The organism is Blastococcus sp. CT_GayMR19 (assembly GCF_004570385.1).
Taxonomy (GTDB): Bacteria; Actinomycetota; Actinomycetes; order Mycobacteriales; family Geodermatophilaceae; genus Blastococcus_B.
The window spans coordinates 23,751-40,569 of record NZ_SPQL01000021.1 but is presented as its reverse complement, the minus strand read 5'-3'; the positions used below and the strand labels follow the sequence as shown (position 1 = coordinate 40,569).

Annotated in this window: 12 protein-coding genes; 9 read left to right on the top strand and 3 right to left on the bottom strand. The window is 73.1% G+C overall.

What is annotated here, in order from left to right; genetic code table 11:
- Positions 1-27 precede the first annotated feature (27 nt).
- The gene (locus E4P39_RS20495) at positions 28-1,026 is read left to right on the top strand and encodes an LLM class flavin-dependent oxidoreductase (RefSeq protein ID WP_167762016.1); all 999 of its coding nucleotides are present in this window, start codon (positions 28-30) and stop codon (positions 1,024-1,026) included.
- Here the strand turns inward: E4P39_RS20495 and E4P39_RS20490 are convergent.
- The gene (locus E4P39_RS20490) at positions 1,015-2,181 is read right to left on the bottom strand and encodes a DUF3500 domain-containing protein (RefSeq protein WP_209306644.1); all 1,167 of its coding nucleotides are present in this window, start codon (positions 2,179-2,181) and stop codon (positions 1,015-1,017) included. The genes E4P39_RS20495 and E4P39_RS20490 overlap by 12 nt on opposite strands.
- Before the next feature lie 74 nt (positions 2,182-2,255).
- Here E4P39_RS20490 and E4P39_RS20485 point away from each other — a divergent pair, with 74 nt between their 5' ends.
- The 5 genes from E4P39_RS20485 (at position 2,256) to E4P39_RS20465 (ending at position 9,022) form a co-directional block, all read left to right on the top strand.
- Complete coding sequence (locus E4P39_RS20485) at positions 2,256-4,109, top strand: helix-turn-helix domain-containing protein (protein ID WP_167762015.1); 1,854 nt, start codon at positions 2,256-2,258, stop codon at positions 4,107-4,109.
- Between the two features lie 123 nt (positions 4,110-4,232).
- On the top strand, positions 4,233-5,102 hold the full coding sequence (locus E4P39_RS20480) for a xanthine dehydrogenase family protein subunit M (RefSeq protein ID WP_135138436.1): 870 nt from the start codon (positions 4,233-4,235) through the stop codon (positions 5,100-5,102).
- 7 nt (positions 5,103-5,109) lie between these two features.
- Positions 5,110-5,631 carry a (2Fe-2S)-binding protein gene (locus tag E4P39_RS20475; protein WP_167762014.1) on the top strand — a complete coding sequence of 174 codons (522 nt, stop codon included), beginning with the start codon at positions 5,110-5,112 and terminating at the stop codon, positions 5,629-5,631.
- Positions 5,628-8,090 carry a xanthine dehydrogenase family protein molybdopterin-binding subunit gene (locus E4P39_RS20470; RefSeq protein WP_135138435.1) on the top strand — a complete coding sequence of 821 codons (2,463 nt, stop codon included), beginning with the start codon at positions 5,628-5,630 and terminating at the stop codon, positions 8,088-8,090. Before E4P39_RS20475 ends, E4P39_RS20470 begins: the two co-directional genes overlap by 4 nt.
- Entirely contained in the window at positions 8,087-9,022 is a 936-nt protein-coding gene (locus tag E4P39_RS20465) for an amidohydrolase family protein (protein ID WP_135138434.1), read from the top strand. The genes E4P39_RS20470 and E4P39_RS20465 overlap by 4 nt, the downstream gene beginning before the upstream one ends.
- 1 nt (position 9,023) lies before the next feature.
- Here the strand turns inward: E4P39_RS20465 and E4P39_RS20460 are convergent, their stop codons facing one another.
- Together E4P39_RS20460 and E4P39_RS20455 are read right to left on the bottom strand one after the other, a co-directional pair.
- Positions 9,024-10,925, bottom strand: coding sequence for a helix-turn-helix domain-containing protein (locus E4P39_RS20460; RefSeq protein WP_135138433.1), 1,902 nt, complete (start codon positions 10,923-10,925; stop codon positions 9,024-9,026).
- A gap of 85 nt (positions 10,926-11,010) precedes the next feature.
- Positions 11,011-12,978: an AMP-binding protein gene (locus E4P39_RS20455; RefSeq protein ID WP_167762013.1), complete on the bottom strand. Its 1,968-nt coding sequence runs from the start codon at positions 12,976-12,978 to the stop codon at positions 11,011-11,013.
- Positions 12,979-13,196: 218 nt separating this feature from the next.
- Here E4P39_RS20455 and E4P39_RS20450 point away from each other — a divergent pair, with 218 nt between their 5' ends.
- The 3 genes from E4P39_RS20450 to E4P39_RS20440 are packed head-to-tail and all read left to right on the top strand — an operon-like array spanning position 13,197 to position 16,811.
- Positions 13,197-14,444, top strand: a complete 1,248-nt coding sequence (locus tag E4P39_RS20450) for an LLM class flavin-dependent oxidoreductase (protein WP_135138431.1) — start codon at positions 13,197-13,199, stop codon at positions 14,442-14,444.
- A 30-nt stretch (positions 14,445-14,474) separates the two neighbouring features.
- Entirely contained in the window at positions 14,475-15,830 is a 1,356-nt protein-coding gene (locus tag E4P39_RS20445) for a bifunctional 3,4-dihydroxy-2-butanone-4-phosphate synthase/GTP cyclohydrolase II (protein ID WP_280790880.1), read from the top strand.
- A 48-nt stretch (positions 15,831-15,878) separates the two neighbouring features.
- On the top strand, positions 15,879-16,811 hold the full coding sequence (locus tag E4P39_RS20440; RefSeq protein WP_135138430.1) for a fumarylacetoacetate hydrolase family protein: 933 nt from the start codon (positions 15,879-15,881) through the stop codon (positions 16,809-16,811).
- Positions 16,812-16,819: the final 8 nt, after the last annotated feature.

The window sequence follows — 16,819 nt, the reverse complement described above, 5'->3', positions numbered from 1 at the left end:
GCTGTCCCGGGACGGAGGTGGATGGGCGTGGCCGAGCTGGGCATCGCCCTGATCACCTTCGCCCCCGCCCGTACGCAGGACTTCGTCACGCTGGGCCGCCGCGCGGAGGAGGCGGGCTACGCCGCCTGCTACACCACCGAGTCGCTGACCGACACTCTCTCGATCGACCTGGCGATCCTCCTGGGAACCGAGCGCATCCGGGTGGGCAGCTTCGTCGCGGTCAGCTACCTGCGGCACCCGGTGATCGCGGCCCAGATGGCCACGACCGCGTCGGACCTCTCGGGCGGCCGGTTCGTGCTCGGCCTCGGGCTGGGCCACAAGATCCGGGTGGAGGCGCTCGGTGTGCCCGTGGGGCGGCCCTCGGTCGATCTGCCCGCCTATGTCCGGGACGTGAAGGAGGTACTCGCCGGTCGCGGGAGGCAGCGCTACCCCGGCCTGCCGCCGCAGAGCTACCAGGGTCGGCTCCTCGACTTCCGCACCCCCGAGCACCCCGTCCCCGTCTACACCGCGGCCGTGGGGCCGACGATGGCCGAGGAGGGCGCGGTCGTCTCCGACGGCGTCATGGTGTGGCTGGTGCCGCACGCCGGGATCGGGGAGCTGCTCGCGGCCGCGGGCCGGGCGGGGGAGCGGACCGGTCGTCCGGCCCCACCCGTGGAGGCGTCGGTGCACGCCTTCGTCAGCGACGACCTCGGCGCGGCGCGCGAAGCCGCCCGGTCGTCGCTGAGCTACTGGGTCGGGCTCCCCGCCTACAACAGGGCCCTGGCCCGCGCCGGCCACGAGGAGGAGGCGGCCCGCATCGCCGGGGCGTTCCGGGCCGGCGACACGGCGGCGCTGCGGGCGGCGATCAGCGACGAGCTGATCGACGAGTACTGCCTGGCCGGGCCGGCAGCACGGTGCCGCGACCAGCTCGCCCGGTGGCAGGACACGGGCGCGGCGACGGTCCTCCTCGTCCCGCATCCGGTTCTCCCGGGGGAGACGTACACGGCCGGTGTGGAGCGCAGCCTGCTGTCCCTGTCACCGTCCTGACGGATTCCCGGCGGCGTGGTGCTCCGCCCGGTGCCGGGCGAGTGCGTCCGACCCGAAGTCGGACTCCGGGTCGCGCCAGACCGAGTGGGCGTGGTTGGCCCCCCGCTGGGTGTTGTCCCACTCCGCGAGGAACCGTGGCCCCTGCAGCCGGTAGTAGTGCGGCTGCCCGGGCTCGGTCGACCCGGCCCACGCGAAGTGCACCGCCGCCGGGTCCACCGGCGGGGCCAGGCCGTCGGGCACTCGGCCCCGATAGGTCGCCAGGAGCGCCTGCAGCAGCTCCCGCCGGCCGTCGTCCAGCTCGGCCCCGACCAGCCCCTTCGGGCGCTCGGTGAGCGCGAGCCGCCGATGGTCCTCGGTGTCGTAACCGGTTCCGGCCTCGGCGGCCTCCGTCATCCGAGTTATCCGGTCGACGAGGCGGGGCTCGGTGAACCGCCCTCGGAACAGCTCGTCCAGGAGCAGCATCTCGTCGCCGTCGGTCAGCCGTGGCCGGTTGCCGCCGACGATGTCCGACGGGGCCCGGTCCAACAGCGTCGCCCGCGCGGCGAGAGCCGGCGGCAGGGAGCGCATCAGCTCCCGCGCCATGTCCTCGGTCCCGCCCAGGGGACGCAGGGCGGCCGGACCCAGCAGCGGGGCCGACGCCGGGTCGGCACCGAGGAAGCACGGTGTCGTCGACCGCACCCGGCCCTCGACGACGAGGTTGTTCAGGGAGACGTGGTGCCCGCCGAAGCGCCAGCCCCACGGCCCCGGCCCGGCCGGATCCCCGAAGACCCTCAGGTAGTACATGCCCGGGTCGCGGCCGCGCTCGCGCCCCCAGTCGACCGAGAACCCCTCGACGTGGTCCAGGACGTTCTCCAGGCCCATCACCGTGCAGACGGTGACGTAGCCGGCCGTGGACAGGCCGGTGGCCACCAGCTGCATCGCCAGGGCCTGCTGGGCCGGGCGCTGCCGGCCCAGCGGCAGCCCACCGTGATCGGTCGGTGTGTAATACCACCGCAACCGCTCGGCCTCGGCCTCGGCGTCGCCGGGCGCGCCCCAGTGGGCGTCGGTCGTCTGGTGGGGGGCCAGTGAGGCCAGCCACGCGGTCGCCGCCGAGGACATGGCCTCGGCGACCTCCCGGTCCACGGTCCCCGCGTCGACGGGGTCGTCGGTCGTCATGGTCGAGAACCGTACGACGCGGACGACGACGAACGGGCTTGTCCTCCCCGGGACGAGGGCAGGACAGTGGACGAGTGGAGGCGCCCGGGGTTCCGGTCCACCTGCGGTCGTGGCTGCGCGCCGTCGGGGAGATCGCGCGAGCCGCCAACGGCGGCGAGCCCGTCGACGCGCTCCTCGGCCGGGTCGCGGCGCGGGCCTGCGCCCTGATCGGATTCGACCACTGCGCGGTCCTGCTCGCCGACGGGGAGCCGCAGCGGCTGCAGATGGCCGGCTCGTCCGGGCTGACCGCCGACTACGTCGCCCTCATCAGCGGCGAGAACTCGCCCGTCGTCCACCCGTCCGGACCGGCACTCGACACCCCGGCGGCCCGTGCCTACCGGGAGCAGCGGACGGTGGTGGTGGCCGACGTCCGGGAGGACGACCGTCACGGGCGGCTCCGGCTCCTGGCGGAAGCGCAGGGCTACCGGGCCCTGGTGGCGGTCCCGCTCCGGGCCTCAGGCGTTCAGCTGGGCGTGCTCGTCGGGTACAGCGTGGCTCCGCGGCTGTTCGGCGCGGCCGAGCAGGAACTGGCCGAATTGCTGGCCGACCAGGCTGCCCTGGCGCTGGAGAACAGGTGCCTGCGGGCTGCTGAGCAGTCCGCGATCGCCGAGCTGTCGCGGGCCAACGAGGAGCTGCGCCGCGGGCGTGCGGTGCAGGATTGGGCCGAGCGCCAGCACCATGCGCTCATGGAGCTGGCGCTCGCCGGGGTCGGCCTCTCCGGCCTCGTCGCGGCGCTGGCCCGGACCCTCCGGGCGTCGGTCACCGTGGAGGACGCCGACGGCGGGGTCCTGGCACGGGCGCCGGAGCGGGGCTACCGGCCCCCGCCGAGCCCTGCGGCCCGTCGACGCCTCCCGGTGCGGGCGGCGCTGGAGGACCGCACGCCCGGCTACGCCGTCATCCGGGTGCCGGAGACCTGCAGCGGTCGCCCTGGCGCGGCGGCGGTCGGCCACCCGCCCACCATCGATCCCAGGACCTGGATGGCGCCCGTCGTGCTGGGCGGCGAGCTGGCCGGCCGGCTCTGGGTGGTCGACCCGCGCAAGAGCCCGGCGCCCGTGGAGCGCAGGGTCATCGAGCGGTTCTCCCTGGTGATCGGGCTCGAGCTGCTCACCCGGCGGCAGCTCGTGGAGGCCGAGGCCCAGGCCTCGGGCGACCTCATCGGCACGCTGCTCCGCGCCGACGGGATGGAGCGGCAGGCGGCGGTGGAGCGCGCCTGCGCGCTCGGCCTTGACCTCCGCCGGCCGTCCGCGATCGCCGTGGTCGCCGTCGACCCGCCGCAGCCGCTGGCGCGCTGGCACGGTCTCGTCCGCGGGGCGGTCGAGCGGGAGTCCCCAGGCCTCGTCGGCCCCTACGAGGACCTGGAGGTCCTCCTGGTGCCGGCCGCTCCCGATCCCCGGACCACCCTGCAGCGCACCCATGCGCACCTGCAGCAGGCAGTGGGGGCGGCGGCGACGGTGACCCTTGTGGCCGGACCGGTCGCGGAGGCGCCCGGGCAGCTCGCCGCGGCCCACCGGGTCGCTGCCGGTGCCGCGCGGCTCCGGCTGCCGGCAGGGTCGGGCGGATTCGTCGACGTCCGGGATCTCGGCCTTTCCTCGCTGCTCCTCGAGGCGGGGACGCCGGAGGCGTTGCGGGGGTTCGCCGGGCGGCTGCTCGATCCGGTCACCGACGACGACGCCCGCCGCGGCGGCGATCTCCTCAAGACGCTGCGGGCGTGGCTCGGGTCGGGCTGCTCGGCGCCGGAGACCGCCGCGCAGCTCGTCGTCCATCCGAACACCGTCGCCTACCGGCTGGCGAAGGTGGAGCGGCTCACCGGCCGCAACCTCCGCCGGCCCGACGTGCGCATGGAGCTGCACCTCGCCGTCACGGTGCACGAGCTGTCCGGAGGCGGCTGACCGCCGTCTTGTGCGCCGGACCAGCGAATCGCGGACCTGTTGGCACTCTGGCCATGGCCGGCGGGGGCGGCGCCGGACACGATGGCGCCACCCCCGGAGAGCGCGTCCGCGCGAGGAGCCGCCGTGAAACCACCGTCGTTCCGCTACTCGTCCCCGGCCACCGTGCCGGATGCCGTCGCGCTGCTGGTCGAGCACGCGGAGGAGGACGCCCGGGTCCTGGCCGGCGGCCAGAGCCTGGTGCCGTTGATGAACTTCCGTCTGGCGCATCCCGGGTTCCTGGTCGACCTGCGCCGCGTTCCGGGCCTGGACTCGATCCGGATGGACGGCGACGTCCTCGTTCTCGGCGCCATGGTCCGGCAGTCGGCCGCCGAGCGGAGCGCGGAGGTGCGGGTGGCCGCCCCGCTGCTCGCCGAGGCCCTCGGGCACGTGGCGCACCCGCCCATCCGCAACAGCGGCACCGTGGTCGGCAGCATCGCCCATGCCGACCCCGCCGCCGAGTTGCCGACCGTCGCGCTCGCGATGGACGCGGAGATGACCGCGGTGGGTCCGCAGGGCGAGCGACGGATCCCGGCGGCCGAGTTCTTCCAGGGGCCGTTCACCACCGCCCTCGCCTCCGACGAGATCCTCACGGAGGTGCGACTCCCGCCGTTCGCCGGCGGTCACGCGTTCGTCGAGTTCGCCCGCACCCACGGGAACTTCGCCGTCGTCGGGGTGGCCGCCCTCGTCGCCGTGACCGACGGCCGGGTCACCCGCGCGGCCATCGCCGCCAGCGGCGTCGGGCCGACTCCGGTGCGGATGACCGCGGCGGAGGAGGCCCTGGGCGGGGCGGTCCCCGATTCCGCGGCGATCGGCGCGGCCGTGGACGCGGGCACCGCCGGGCTGCAGCCGGCCGGGGACCTGCAGGGCAGCGCGGCCACCCGGATCGACATCGCCAGGGCCGTCCTGCGCGACGCCATCGAGCGCGCCGCCGAGCGCGCACAGGACCGGAGGTGACCCCGAGATGACGGATCTGCACCCGATCTCGCTGACCGTGAACGGACGCGAGTACACCCTCGCGGTGGAGCCGCGGCGACTGCTGGTGGATGTCCTGCGCGACGACCTCGGCCTGACCGGCACGCACATCGGCTGCGAGCACGGGGTCTGCGGCACGTGCACCGTGCTCCTCGACGGGGCGAGCATCCGGTCCTGCATCACCCTGGCCGTGCAGGCCGACGGCGCCGAGATCCGCACCGTGGAGGGGCTGGCGGACGGCGCCGTCCTGCACCCGCTCCAGGAGGAGTTCTGGAACAAGCAGGGGCTGCAGTGCGGCTACTGCACCCCCGGCATGCTGCTGCGTGCGTGCGAACTGCTGGAACAGACGCCCGACCCGACGGCGGAGCAGGTGCGCGAGGGCATCGCCAGCAACCTGTGCCGCTGCACCGGCTACGCCTACATCGTCGAGGCCGTCCTCGCCGCCGCACCGCGCATGCGCGAGCGGACTCCGGCGCAGACGCCCACCGAGACCACCGGAGCGCAGGCATGACCGCCGTCGAACGCCCCGCTGCGCCCCCCGTGCGCACCCACAAGGCGGACCGCAGGTGGGTCGGGAAATCGATCCGCAAGGTCGAGGACCCCAAGTTCCTGCGCGGCCGCGGCGGCTACATCGCCGACCTGGTGCGGCCGGGGATGCTGCACGCCGCGGTGCTGCGCAGCCCGATGCCGCACGCGCGGATCGTCTCCATCGACACCGGCGCCGCGGAAGCCGCTCCCGGCGTGCACCTGGTGGTCACCGGGGCGCGGGCCGCGGAGCTGACCGGCCCCCTGCCCGACTTCGGCCCGGACCCGACCAAGCACACGTGGCGCTGCCTGGCCGCGGAGAAGGTGCGCTACGTCGGTGAGGGCGTGGCCGTCGTCGTCGCCGACAACCGCTACCTCGCGGAGGACGCGCTCGAGCTCATCGACGTCGAGTACGAGGCGCTGCCGCCGGTGACCGATCCCGAAGCGGCGCTGCAGCCGGGCGCTGCCATGGTGCACGAGGCGCTGGGCAGCAACCTGGCGTACGCGCGGCAGTTCGACTTCGGCGACGTCGAGCGCGACTTCGCCGAGGCCGACGTCGTCGTGCGCGACCGGCTGCGCTGGCACCGCTCGGGCGGGCAGCCGCTGGAGACGGTGGGTGCGATCGCCGACTTCGACCCGGCGACCGAGCGGCTCACCGTGCACACCAACTCGCTGAGCTTCACCAGCTACATGTTCATGGCGGCCGGCGCGCTCGGCGTCCCCATGAACAAGCTCGACGTCCACCAGGTTCCCGCCGGGGGCAGCTTCGGCTCGAAGCTCTTCGTGACCAAGCCGTTCGTGATCGCCGGCATGTGCTCGCGCCTCCTCGGCCGTCCCGTGGTCTACCTGGAGGACCGGGTCGACAACATCTCCAACTGCGACCACCACGGCAGCGACCGCGTCTACGACGTCGAGCTCGCGGTGATGCGCGACGGCACGATGCGCAGCATCACGATCGACACCGTCGACGACTACGGCGCCTACATCCAGTTCGGGGTCGGCCACCACGGCAACGCGCTGGCCCAGGTCACCGGCCCGTACACGATCAACAGCGTCCGGTACCGCGTACGGGCCGCGCTGACCAACAAGAATCAGCAGGGCGCCTACCGCGGCTTCGGGTCCGAGGTCAACAACTGGATGCTGGAGCAGATGGTGGACAAGGCCGCCCGGGAACTGGGCATGGACCCGGTCGAGATCCGCCGCAGGAACTTCATCCCCCCGGCGTCGTTCCCGTACTTCATCCCGAGCGGCAACGTCTACGACAGCGGCAACTACGCGGCCGTCCTGGACAAGACCCTGGAGCTGGCCGACTACGACCACTGGCGGGCCGAGCAGGCCCGGGCGCGCGAGGAGGGGCGCTACATCGGCATCGGCGTCATCTCCGCCCAGGAGCGGAGCGTCTTCTCCGCGACGGAGTTCTGGTTCTGGTTCGACGAGCCGAACGCGCCGGTCACCAGCAGCCCGGAGAGCGTGACGCTGGGGGTCGACGCCACCGGCACCATCACCGCGACGCTGTACTCGTGCGCCTTCTGGGGCAACAGCCCGGAGACGATGGTGGCCCAGCTGGTCGCCGAGGAGTTCGACGTCGACCCGCACTCGGTCTCGATCATCTACCACGGCACGGCGGGCGGGCTGCCGGCCACCGGCCCGGGCGGCTCCCGGACGACGGTCATGCTCGCCGGCGCGGTGGAGGGGGCGTCGGCCAAGATCAAGGCCAAGGCGCGGAAGGCGGCGGCGCACCTCCTGGAGGTCGACCCCGACGACCTCGAGTGGACCGAGGGCGGCTTCCAGGTCCGGGGCGTGCCCGGCCAGCGGAAGGGCCTCGACGAGATCGCCGCCATGCTGCACATGTTCAAGCACAGCTTCCCGGAGGAGGTGGAGAGCGGGCTGGAGGAGTCCAAGGTCTTCGACCACCCGTACACCACGATGCCGTCCGCGGACCGCAGCGACCTGGGCGTCTTCTACCCGTTCATGGGCAACGCCTGCCACGTGCCGGTCGTGGAGGTCGACATCGAGACGGGGCGCGTGAGCTTCCTCGCCTACGCCGCCGTGCACGACTGCGGGACGCTGGTGAACCCGCGGTCCCTGGCCGGGCACATCCTCGGCGGCACGACCCAGGGCATCGGGACGGCGCTGTACGAGGAGTTCGTCTACGACGAGGAGGGGCAGCTGATCACCAGCAGCTTCCTCGACTACACCATCCCGACGGCGGCCGAGATGCCGGAGATGACGATCGGGCACATCGAGACGCCGTCGCCGTACACCCCGCACGGGATCAAGGGCGGTGGTGAGGGTGGCCGGATGATGGCACCGGCCGCGATCAACGCGGCGGTCAACGACGCGCTCGCGCCGCTCGGCGTCCGGGTGACCGAGCTGCCCATGACCCCCGACCGGCTGCGTGCGGCCATCAGGGCGGCCGGGCAGGTCTCCTCCGCAGCGCGGTGAGCCGACCGGGCGGCACGGCAGGGGAAGGCAGCTACACCGGTCCGGTCGTCGACGCCCATCACCACATCTGGCGGCAGCGGGACCTGCCGTGGCTCAGCGGGGAGATGGTGCCGCGGATCTTCGGTCCGTACGAACCGATCCGGCGGGACTATCCGGCGGAGGAGTACATCACCGAGGCGCGCGGCTGCGGGATCACGCAATCGGTCTACGTCCAGGCCAACTGGCCGCTGGACAGGTCGCTCGACGAGGTGCGGTGGATACAGGTGGTGCACGAGGCCACCGGATGGCCGTCGGCCGTCATCGGATCCGCGGACCTCTTCAGCCCCGACGCGCCCGGGACGATGCGCGAGCAGGTCGCCCTCTCACCCCTGGTCCGTGGGACGCGGCTGCAGCTGCACTGGCACGAGCGCGAGGAGTACCGCTTCGCGGCGGGGCCGGCCCGGATGCGCGACCCCGTCTTCCGGGAGAACATCGCCGTCCTGCGGGAGCTGGGGTGGGTCTTCGAGCTGCAGGTCTTCCCCGGGCAGATGGCGGACGCGGCCGAGCTGGTGGCCGACTTCCCCGACACGACGTTCGTCCTCGTCCACGCCGGGATGCTGGTCGACACCGGGGAGAGCACCGTCCGGGCGTGGGAGGCGGGCCTGCGGGAGCTGGCGGGGCTGGACAACGTCGTCGTCAAGCTGACCGGGCAGGGCACGTTCGTGCACCGGGTCGACCCGGGGCTGATCGCGCTGGTGGCCGACCGCGTCCTGGACCTCTTCGGGCCGCGGCGGGCCATGTTCGGGACGAACTTCCCGATCGAGAAGCTCTGGACGTCGATGGCCGTGCTGCTGGACGCCTGGCGGACGGCGCTGTCCGGGCTGTCGTCCGAGGAGCAGTCCTGGGTGCTGGCGGACACCGCGCGCACCGTGTACCGGCTCCCGGGCCCGTGAGCTACTCGCCGAGGATCCGCTCGATCATCAGTGCCAGCTGCAGGTGGAGCATGGCCTGCGGGTCGCTGAGGTCGATCCCGAGGAGCTCCTCCACCCGCCGGAGCCGGTAGGCCACCGTGTTCGGGTGCACGTGCAGCGCCTTGGCGGTGACCGAGACGTTGCAGCGGTTGGCCATGTAGGCGCGCAGTGTTGCGCCGAGCTGGGTCTGGTGCTTGCGGTCGTAGACGTGGACGGTGCCGAGCATCGACTCGGCGAAGGACTGCAGCTCCTGCGGCCGTTTGACCTGCAGGAGCAGCCGGTAGGCGCCGATCGAGTCCAGCGACACGATGCGGTCGCGGCGGTCGGACTGCTGGACGAGGTCGAGCACTCCGCAGGTCAGCCGGTAGGCGTCGCCGTACTCCCGGACGTCGGCGCAGGACGGGCCCACGCAGATCGTGGCGGTCCACCCGCTGGCGTACGCCTGGATCTCGCGGCTGAGGTGCTCGGCGAACTCCAGGGCTGATCGATTGGGCTCCGCGTCGTCCCACAGCACGACGACGTGGTCGCTGCGCGTGGCCGTCAGCGTCGCGCCGCCCCAGCCGCCACCGGTGCGCTGGACGAGCGAGAGGAGGGAGCGCTGGGCGTAGGCCTCCCGGTCGTCCTGGAGGGCGCCGGTGCTCTCCTCCGCGGGATCCCGCCGGATCACCAGCACGGTGTGCCGCCGGGACAGGTCGGCGCCGAGCTGGCGGGCACGGGCGCGCAGCGCGTCCGCGGACTGGCCCTCGGCGTCGAACAGGTCGTCGAAGAAGTCGCGGGAGAGCCGCCACTCCACCTCCTGCGCCGTCCGTTCCTTGAGCAGGGCGAGCGAGACGACGGCGGCCGCACGGGTGAGCGCCTGGCGCTGGGGCGGGCCGAACGGCGCCCGCGGCTGCAGCGCCCACAGGTGCCCGGCGACCTCCTCGTCCAGCACCACGGGGACGACGACCCCCTCGGTACCGCCGGGCTCGCCCGGCGCCGCGGGGATCACGACCGTCTCGAGATCGAGCTCCTTCCCCACCCGCTCGCGAGCCTGCTCGTACGTGGCGGCCACCCGCCGGTCCCGCGTCCCCGGACGACCGGTGCTGCCCGCCGAGGCCAGCAGGCGGCCGGCCGCGTCGTCGATGGCCACGGTGCACCGCAGCATGCTGCCCAGGGACTCCGCGATGGCGGTCAGGCCGCCGCCCCGCAGGACGACACGCAGCAGCTCGCGGTGGTTGGCGTCGGCATGCCGCTGCGCCTCGAGGTCGGCCAGCAACGAGGCCGCCTCCTCGGCGGCCCCGTCCGCGCGCGCCTGGGACTCCGCCAGCCGGCGGGCGGTCTCGATGGCCAGCCCCGCCTGGTTGGCCATGCTCTCCATCAGGATGATCTCCCGGGCGGAGAACTCGTGCTTCTCGGCGGTGTAGCAGGTGATCAGGCCGAAGGGTGTCTGGCCGACGACCAGGGGGACGGCGAGCAGCGAGGAGTACCCCTGCTGGGCGGCGACGGTCTCCCAGGACCGGGACGGCGCATCGGCGGCGATGTCGAGAACCGTGGTCGGCCGCTGCGACCGGAACGCGCGGCTGGAGGGCCCCTCGCCGGTGTCGCCCGCCCGCAGGAGGATCGGCGTGCGCGCGTTGATGGTGTCGATGTAGGTCTGCGACAGGCCGTAGGAGCCCTTGATGATCAGCGCCCGCCGCTCGAGGTCGGCCTCGAACACGGCGCAGAAGTCGTAGCCGGTCAGGTGGGCCGTCGCGCCGGCGATCAGGTCCATCAGCTCGTCGAGCGGTGCGTCGCGGATGGCCGCCCGGGTGATCTCCGCGATGGCGTCCAGCCACGAACTGAGCTCCGCGGTGGCCGGCTCACCCGCGAGCAGCAGATCGGACCCCGCGAGCGAGGGGTGGACCACGACGGAACCCCTCTCCACTGCGCTGTGTGCCGGGATCCTCCACTCTACGGACGGCGCAGTGTGTTTCCCCTGCACCGGCCCCGATTCACCCGACCCGGGCACTGTCCGCACGCGGCCACCGCTCCAGGACGGACGCGTCCTCGATCGAGCTCAGGTCCCCGGGAGGGGCGCCGAGATAGGAGGCCCGCGCCACCCGCCGCAGGATCTTGCCGTTGCGGGTCTTGGGCAGCGCCCCCACCACGTGGACCGCACTGGGGGCCATCGCCCTGCCCATCGCCGCGGTGACGACGTCCCGCAGCGCCGGTACGGCCGCACCAGGGTCCTCGTCCGCGTGGAGGACGACGAAACAGACCAGCACCTCACCCTTGACCGGGTCCGGGACGCCGATCGCGGCCGCCTCGAGCACCCGGGAGTCGGCCACGAGCAGTGACTCCACCTCGGCCGGGCCCAGCCGCTTGCCCGCCACCTTGATGGTGTCGTCGGAGCGGCCGAGCAGGTACCAGTACCCCTCCGCGTCGACGTAGGCCAGGTCGCCGTGGTGCCAGACACCGGGGAAGCGCCGCCAGTAGGCGTCGAGGTAGCGCTCCTCGTCGCGCCAGAACCCCTTGGTCATGCCCGGCCACACCGAGCGGACCACGAGCTCGCCGATCTCCCCGCGGACCGATCGCCCGTCCTCGTCGACGACGTCGGCACGCACGCCGAGGGTCGGGCCGGGGAAGGACATCGGTTTGACGGGGAGGTGGATCGAGCCGCACAGCAGGGAGCCGCCGATCTCGGTGCCCCCCGAGATGTTGACGATCGGCACCCGGCCCTTGCCCACGTGCTCGGCGCACCAGTGCCAGGGCTCGGGGTTCCACGGCTCGCCGGTCGAGCCGATGGCCCGGAGACGGGGGAGGTCGTGCCGGTCGGGCCAGCTGTGCCCGTGGGCCATGAGTGCCCGCACCACGGTGGGGGAGATGCCCAGCACCGTCGTCGCGCTGCGCTCGGCGACCTCCCACAGCCGGTCGGGCTCGGGCCAGTCGGGCACGCCCTCGAAGAAGACCGCGGTCCCGCCGTTGCCCAGCGCCCCGGCGATCACGAACGACCCCATGACCCAGCCCATGTCGGTCAGCCAGAGCAGTGCGGAGTCCCGGTCGACGTCCATGCCGTGCCGCACCTCCAGGGCGACCTTGAACGGCAGCCCCGCGTGGGTGTGCACGCAGCCCTTCGGGCGGCCGGTGCTCCCGGAGGTGTAGAGCAGCAGGCACGGCGCGTCGGCCGGCATGGGCTCGGCCTGCTGCACCGGCTCCGCGGCGGCGCACTCCTCGTGCCACCACCCGTCCCGGCCCGGCGTCATCGGCACCTCGGCACCCAGGCGCCGGACCACCAGCACGGCGGTCAGGCCGGGCAGGTCGCGGACCGCCTCGTCGGCGACCTCCTTGAGCGGGACCGGCCGACCGCGCCGGGGGAAGGCGTCGCAGGTCACCAGCAGCGTCGCCCCGGAGTCCTCCAGGCGGGCGCGGACGGCCTGCGCGCCGTACCCGCTGAACAGGGGCATGACGAGGGCGCCGATCTTCGCCGCGGCGAGGACCGTCGTGATCGCCTCGGGGATCATCGGGAGCAGCAGCGCGACCACGTCGCCGGTGCCGACGCCCCGCGCCCGCATGGCGCCCGCGGCCGCGTCGACGCGGGCCTTCAGTTCGGCGTAGGTCAGGGTGAGCGTGGCGCCGTCGTCGCCCTCCCACCACACGGCGCGGGCCTCGCCGCGTCCCTCGCGCACCCAGCGGTCCACCGCGAAGTCCGCCCAGTTGAGCAGCCCGCCGGGGAAGAAGCGCGGGTGCTCGACCCCCCGGGACACGTCCACGACGGTGTCGTAGGGGCGCATCCACGGGATCCCGAGGTCCGCCATGCCCGCGGCCCAATACCAGGCCGGGTCCGCGGCCGCCCGTTCGGCGAGCTCACGGGCGTCGGAGATGCCGTGCCGCGCCGCCATGCGGCCGGCCGGTGACGCGGCGAAGGCCTCCGGCGGGGGCGACCACGCCACGGTCAGGGACTCGAGCTCGTCGATCGGCATGACCACTCCCTTCCGGGGGTGACGGAGGGCCGGGAGCGCCGACCGCGGCGGCCAGTATCGGCGCGGCAGGCGGTGGGCCGACTTGTGTCCGGAGACAAAGCGCGACGCACAGACACTGTCCGGATTCCACATGTGACGCCTTCCCGCGGTCCGTAACGTCCGGGCGGAACGGGGGTGACCCACCCCACATCGAGCGAGGCGAGCGGAGGCCGGCGGCCATGGTGAAAGTGATCCTGCAGCTCTACCCGCAGGTGAAGGCGACCCGCCAGGAGCGCATCGACCAGCGTCCGCTGGGCCGCGACGCCGAGCGCTACCAGGCCCTGATCCGCGAGATGCCGACCATCGTCAAGGCGGCCGACGAGCTGGGTCTGTGGGGCATCTCGTCCATCGAGCACCACTTCCACAGCGAGGGCTACGAGGTCGGCCCCAACCCCGGCCTGCTGGACGCCTACTGGGCCGCGATGACGAAGCGCATCCGGGTCGGCCAGCTCGGCTACACGATGAGCGCGCAGAACCCCTTCCGCGTGGCGGAGGACGTGGCGATCATCGACCACCTCTCCGGCGGCCGGTCGTTCTGCGGGTTCTCCCGCGGCTACCAGGCGCGGTGGACCAACATCCTCGGCCAGCACCTCGGGACGAAGGCGACGCTCTCGCCGTCGGGCAACCAGGAGAAGATGGCCGAGCTGGACGAGGCCACCCAGGCCGCCCGGATCTCCGACGACCAGATCAACCGCGAGATCTTCGAGGAGAACGTCGAGCTCGTCCTCCAGGCCTGGACGCAGGACAGCGTCGAGGCCAAGGGCCGCTGGCAGGTGCCCTACCCCTACGAGGAGGGCGTCGACTGGACCATGACGGCCACCCGTGAGATGGGGGCGCCGGGCGAGATGGACGAGCACAACAAGATCCGCCGGGTCAGCGTGACCCCGAGCCCGCTGACCAAGCCCTACCCGCCGGTCTTCGTCTCCAGCAACGCCAGCAAGGAGACGATCGAGTACTGCGGCCCGCGCGGCTTCATCCCGACCTACTTCTCCAAGATCGAGCGGGCCGCGGAGTTCGGCGCCGCCTACGTCGACGCCGCGGCGGCGGCCGGCCGGAACTATGCGCTCGGCCAGAACCAGGCCCTCGTCCGCTGGGGGCAGATGGCGGAGACCGAGGAGGAGGCCCGCCGGATGGTCGCCGAGTACGACGTCGACATCTTCCGGGACCTCTACGCCGGGACGACGCCGATGAAGTTCGACCCCGAGAAGGGCGTCGACTCGGTGATCAACTCGGGCCTCTGGGTCGTCGGCACGCCGGAGCAGGTGCGCGACCAGTACGTGGAGCTGTGGCGGCAGCTGCCGGCCGAGTACGTGGTGCTCATCTACCACTGGGCGCAGCAGCCGGCCGAGAGCGTCGTCCGGCAGCTCGAGCTGTTCATGGAGCACGTCAAGCCGGCGCTCGACGAGATGACCCCCTACGAGGCCTGACCTCGCACCTTCGCGCAGAGCAGGAGCGCTGTGACCGCCACGGAGACCTATCCGGAGTCCCCCGGCACCGAGGGGACCGGCACCGGGGGAAGCCGCCCGCCGGGCGACTTCGATCCCATCGAGCTGGCCCTGCAGGAGATCGCCGACGGCGGCATGGTCATCGTCGTCGACGACGAGGACCGCGAGAACGAGGGCGACCTCGTGATGGCCGCCGAGCACGTCACGCCGGGCGATCTCGCCTTCATGGTGCGCCACACGTCGGGCGTGGTGTGCGTGGCGCTGACCGGGGAGCGCTGCGACGCGCTCGACCTGCCGCTGATGGTGGGCGACCACAACACCGAGCAGCAGCGGACCGCGTTCACCCACACGGTCGACCTGGCCGCGGGGACCACGACCGGGATCTCCGCGGCCGACCGGGCCGCGACCATCCGGGGGCTGGCGGATGCCGGGCTGGGCGGCGCCGCCTTCAACCGGCCCGGGCACGTCTTCCCGCTGCGGGCCCGCGAGGGTGGCGTCCTCAAGCGGGCCGGCCACACCGAGGCGGCGGTCGACCTGACCCGGCTGGCCGGTCTCACGCCGGCCGGGGTCATCTGCGAGATCGTCAACGACGACGGCACGATGGCCCGCCGTCCCGACCTGCTCCGGTTCGCGGCCGAGCACGGGCTGCCGGTGATCACGATCGCCGACCTGATCCGGTACCGCCGACGCGTCGACGTGCTCGTGGAGCGGACCGGCGACGCGCGGGTGCCGACCCCCTGGGGCGAGTTCCGGTGCATCAGCTTCCGGTCGATCCTGGACGGGACCGAGCACGTCGCCTTCACGCTCGGCGACGTCGCGTCCGGGGACGACCTCCTCGTGCGGGTGCACAGCGAGTGCCTGACCGGCGACATCTTCCGCTCGCTCCGCTGCGACTGCGGACCGCAGCTGGAGGCGGCGATGACCCGGGTGGCCGCGGTCGGCCGGGGTGCGGTCGTCTACCTCCGGGGTCACGAGGGCCGGGGCATCGGCCTCGGTCACAAGCTGCGCGCCTACGGCCTGCAGGACGCCGGCCGCGACACCGTCGACGCGAACCTCGACCTGGGCGTGCCGGTCGACAGCCGCGAGTACGGGGTCGGCGCGCAGATCCTGGTGGACCTCGGCGCCCGGAGGCTGCGCCTGCTCACCAACAACCCGGCCAAGTACGGCGGCCTGGAGGGGTACGGGCTGGAGATCGTCGCCCGGGAGTCGCTGCAGATCGTGCCGAACCCGGAGAACCTGGTGTACCTCCGGACGAAGCAGCGCCGGATGGGGCACCTGCTCGACGGTCTGGACGACCCACCGCCCGCGCTGCGGGTGGCCGAGCCCCTGGTCGCCGAGGATCCCCGAGCCGGTTCCGCGCTCGCCTGAACGGCCCACCCGCCCGCACCGCCTCGCCCCGCCCCGGGAAGGACCTCCATGCGCTGGACCACCTACGTCTCACCCACCGACGGCCTCGAGCACCCGGCCGTGCTGTCCGACGGCTCGCTGCACGGCCTCCGCACGGCCAACCGGCTGATCGACCTCCTGGGGGACGACGGCGAGCTGCTGGCGCGGTCGGGAGAGCAGGCCCTGGCCGATCCGCTGGACGTGATCGCGGAGGGGGAGGCGCACCTCCTGGCGCCGGTTCCCGTGCCGCCCTCGGTGCGGGACTTCTACGCCTTCGAGACCCACGTCCGCACCTATCGCGAGGCGAACGGCAAGGAGATGGACCCCGACTGGTACGAGCTGCCGGTCTTCTACTTCCAGAACCCGGCCGCCATCCGCTCCTCCGAGGACGACGTGCCCATGCCGCCGGGATCGGTCAAGTACGACTTCGAGCTGGAGTTCGCCGCCGTCATCGGGCGCGCCGGCGCCAATCTGGCCCCGGACGAGGCCGAGCGGCACATCGCCGGGTACCTGCTCTTCTGCGACTGGAGCGCCCGCGACCTGCAGGCGCGGGAGGTGCGCCACACCCTGGGGCCGGTCAAGGCCAAGGACACCGCGACCAGCCTCGGCCCCTGGATGATCACGCCGGACGAGCTGGCGCCCCGCCGGTCGGGGAAGTCCTTCGACCTGGAGATGAGCGCCTCGGTCAACGGCCGGCCCTACAGCAAGGGCAACGCCGACGACCTCTACTGGAGCTTCGGCCAGATGATCTCCTACGCCTCGCGGGGGACCCGGGTGCAGACCGGCGACGTGATCGCCAGCGGCACCGTCGGCACCGGCTGCATCCTCGAGCTCTCCACGGTGCACAGCGAGGACGAGTACCCGTGGCTGAAGCCGGGCGACGAGGTGCGGCTGGAGGCCGACCTGCTCGGAACGATCACTGCCAGGATCACCCCACCGCCGCCCCTGCATCCCCTGAAATGAGGCACCCG

Coding starts and splice junctions, on each gene's coding strand:
- E4P39_RS20490 (WP_209306644.1), bottom strand. CDS start 2,181: ATGACGACCGACGACCCCGTCGACGCGGGGACCGTGGACCGGGAGGTC.
- E4P39_RS20475 (WP_167762014.1), top strand. CDS start 5,110: ATGACGGATCTGCACCCGATCTCGCTGACCGTGAACGGACGCGAGTAC.
- E4P39_RS20470 (WP_135138435.1), top strand. CDS start 5,628: ATGACCGCCGTCGAACGCCCCGCTGCGCCCCCCGTGCGCACCCACAAG.
- E4P39_RS20455 (WP_167762013.1), bottom strand. CDS start 12,978: ATGCCGATCGACGAGCTCGAGTCCCTGACCGTGGCGTGGTCGCCCCCG.
- E4P39_RS20450 (WP_135138431.1), top strand. CDS start 13,197: ATGGTGAAAGTGATCCTGCAGCTCTACCCGCAGGTGAAGGCGACCCGC.
- E4P39_RS20440 (WP_135138430.1), top strand. CDS start 15,879: ATGCGCTGGACCACCTACGTCTCACCCACCGACGGCCTCGAGCACCCG.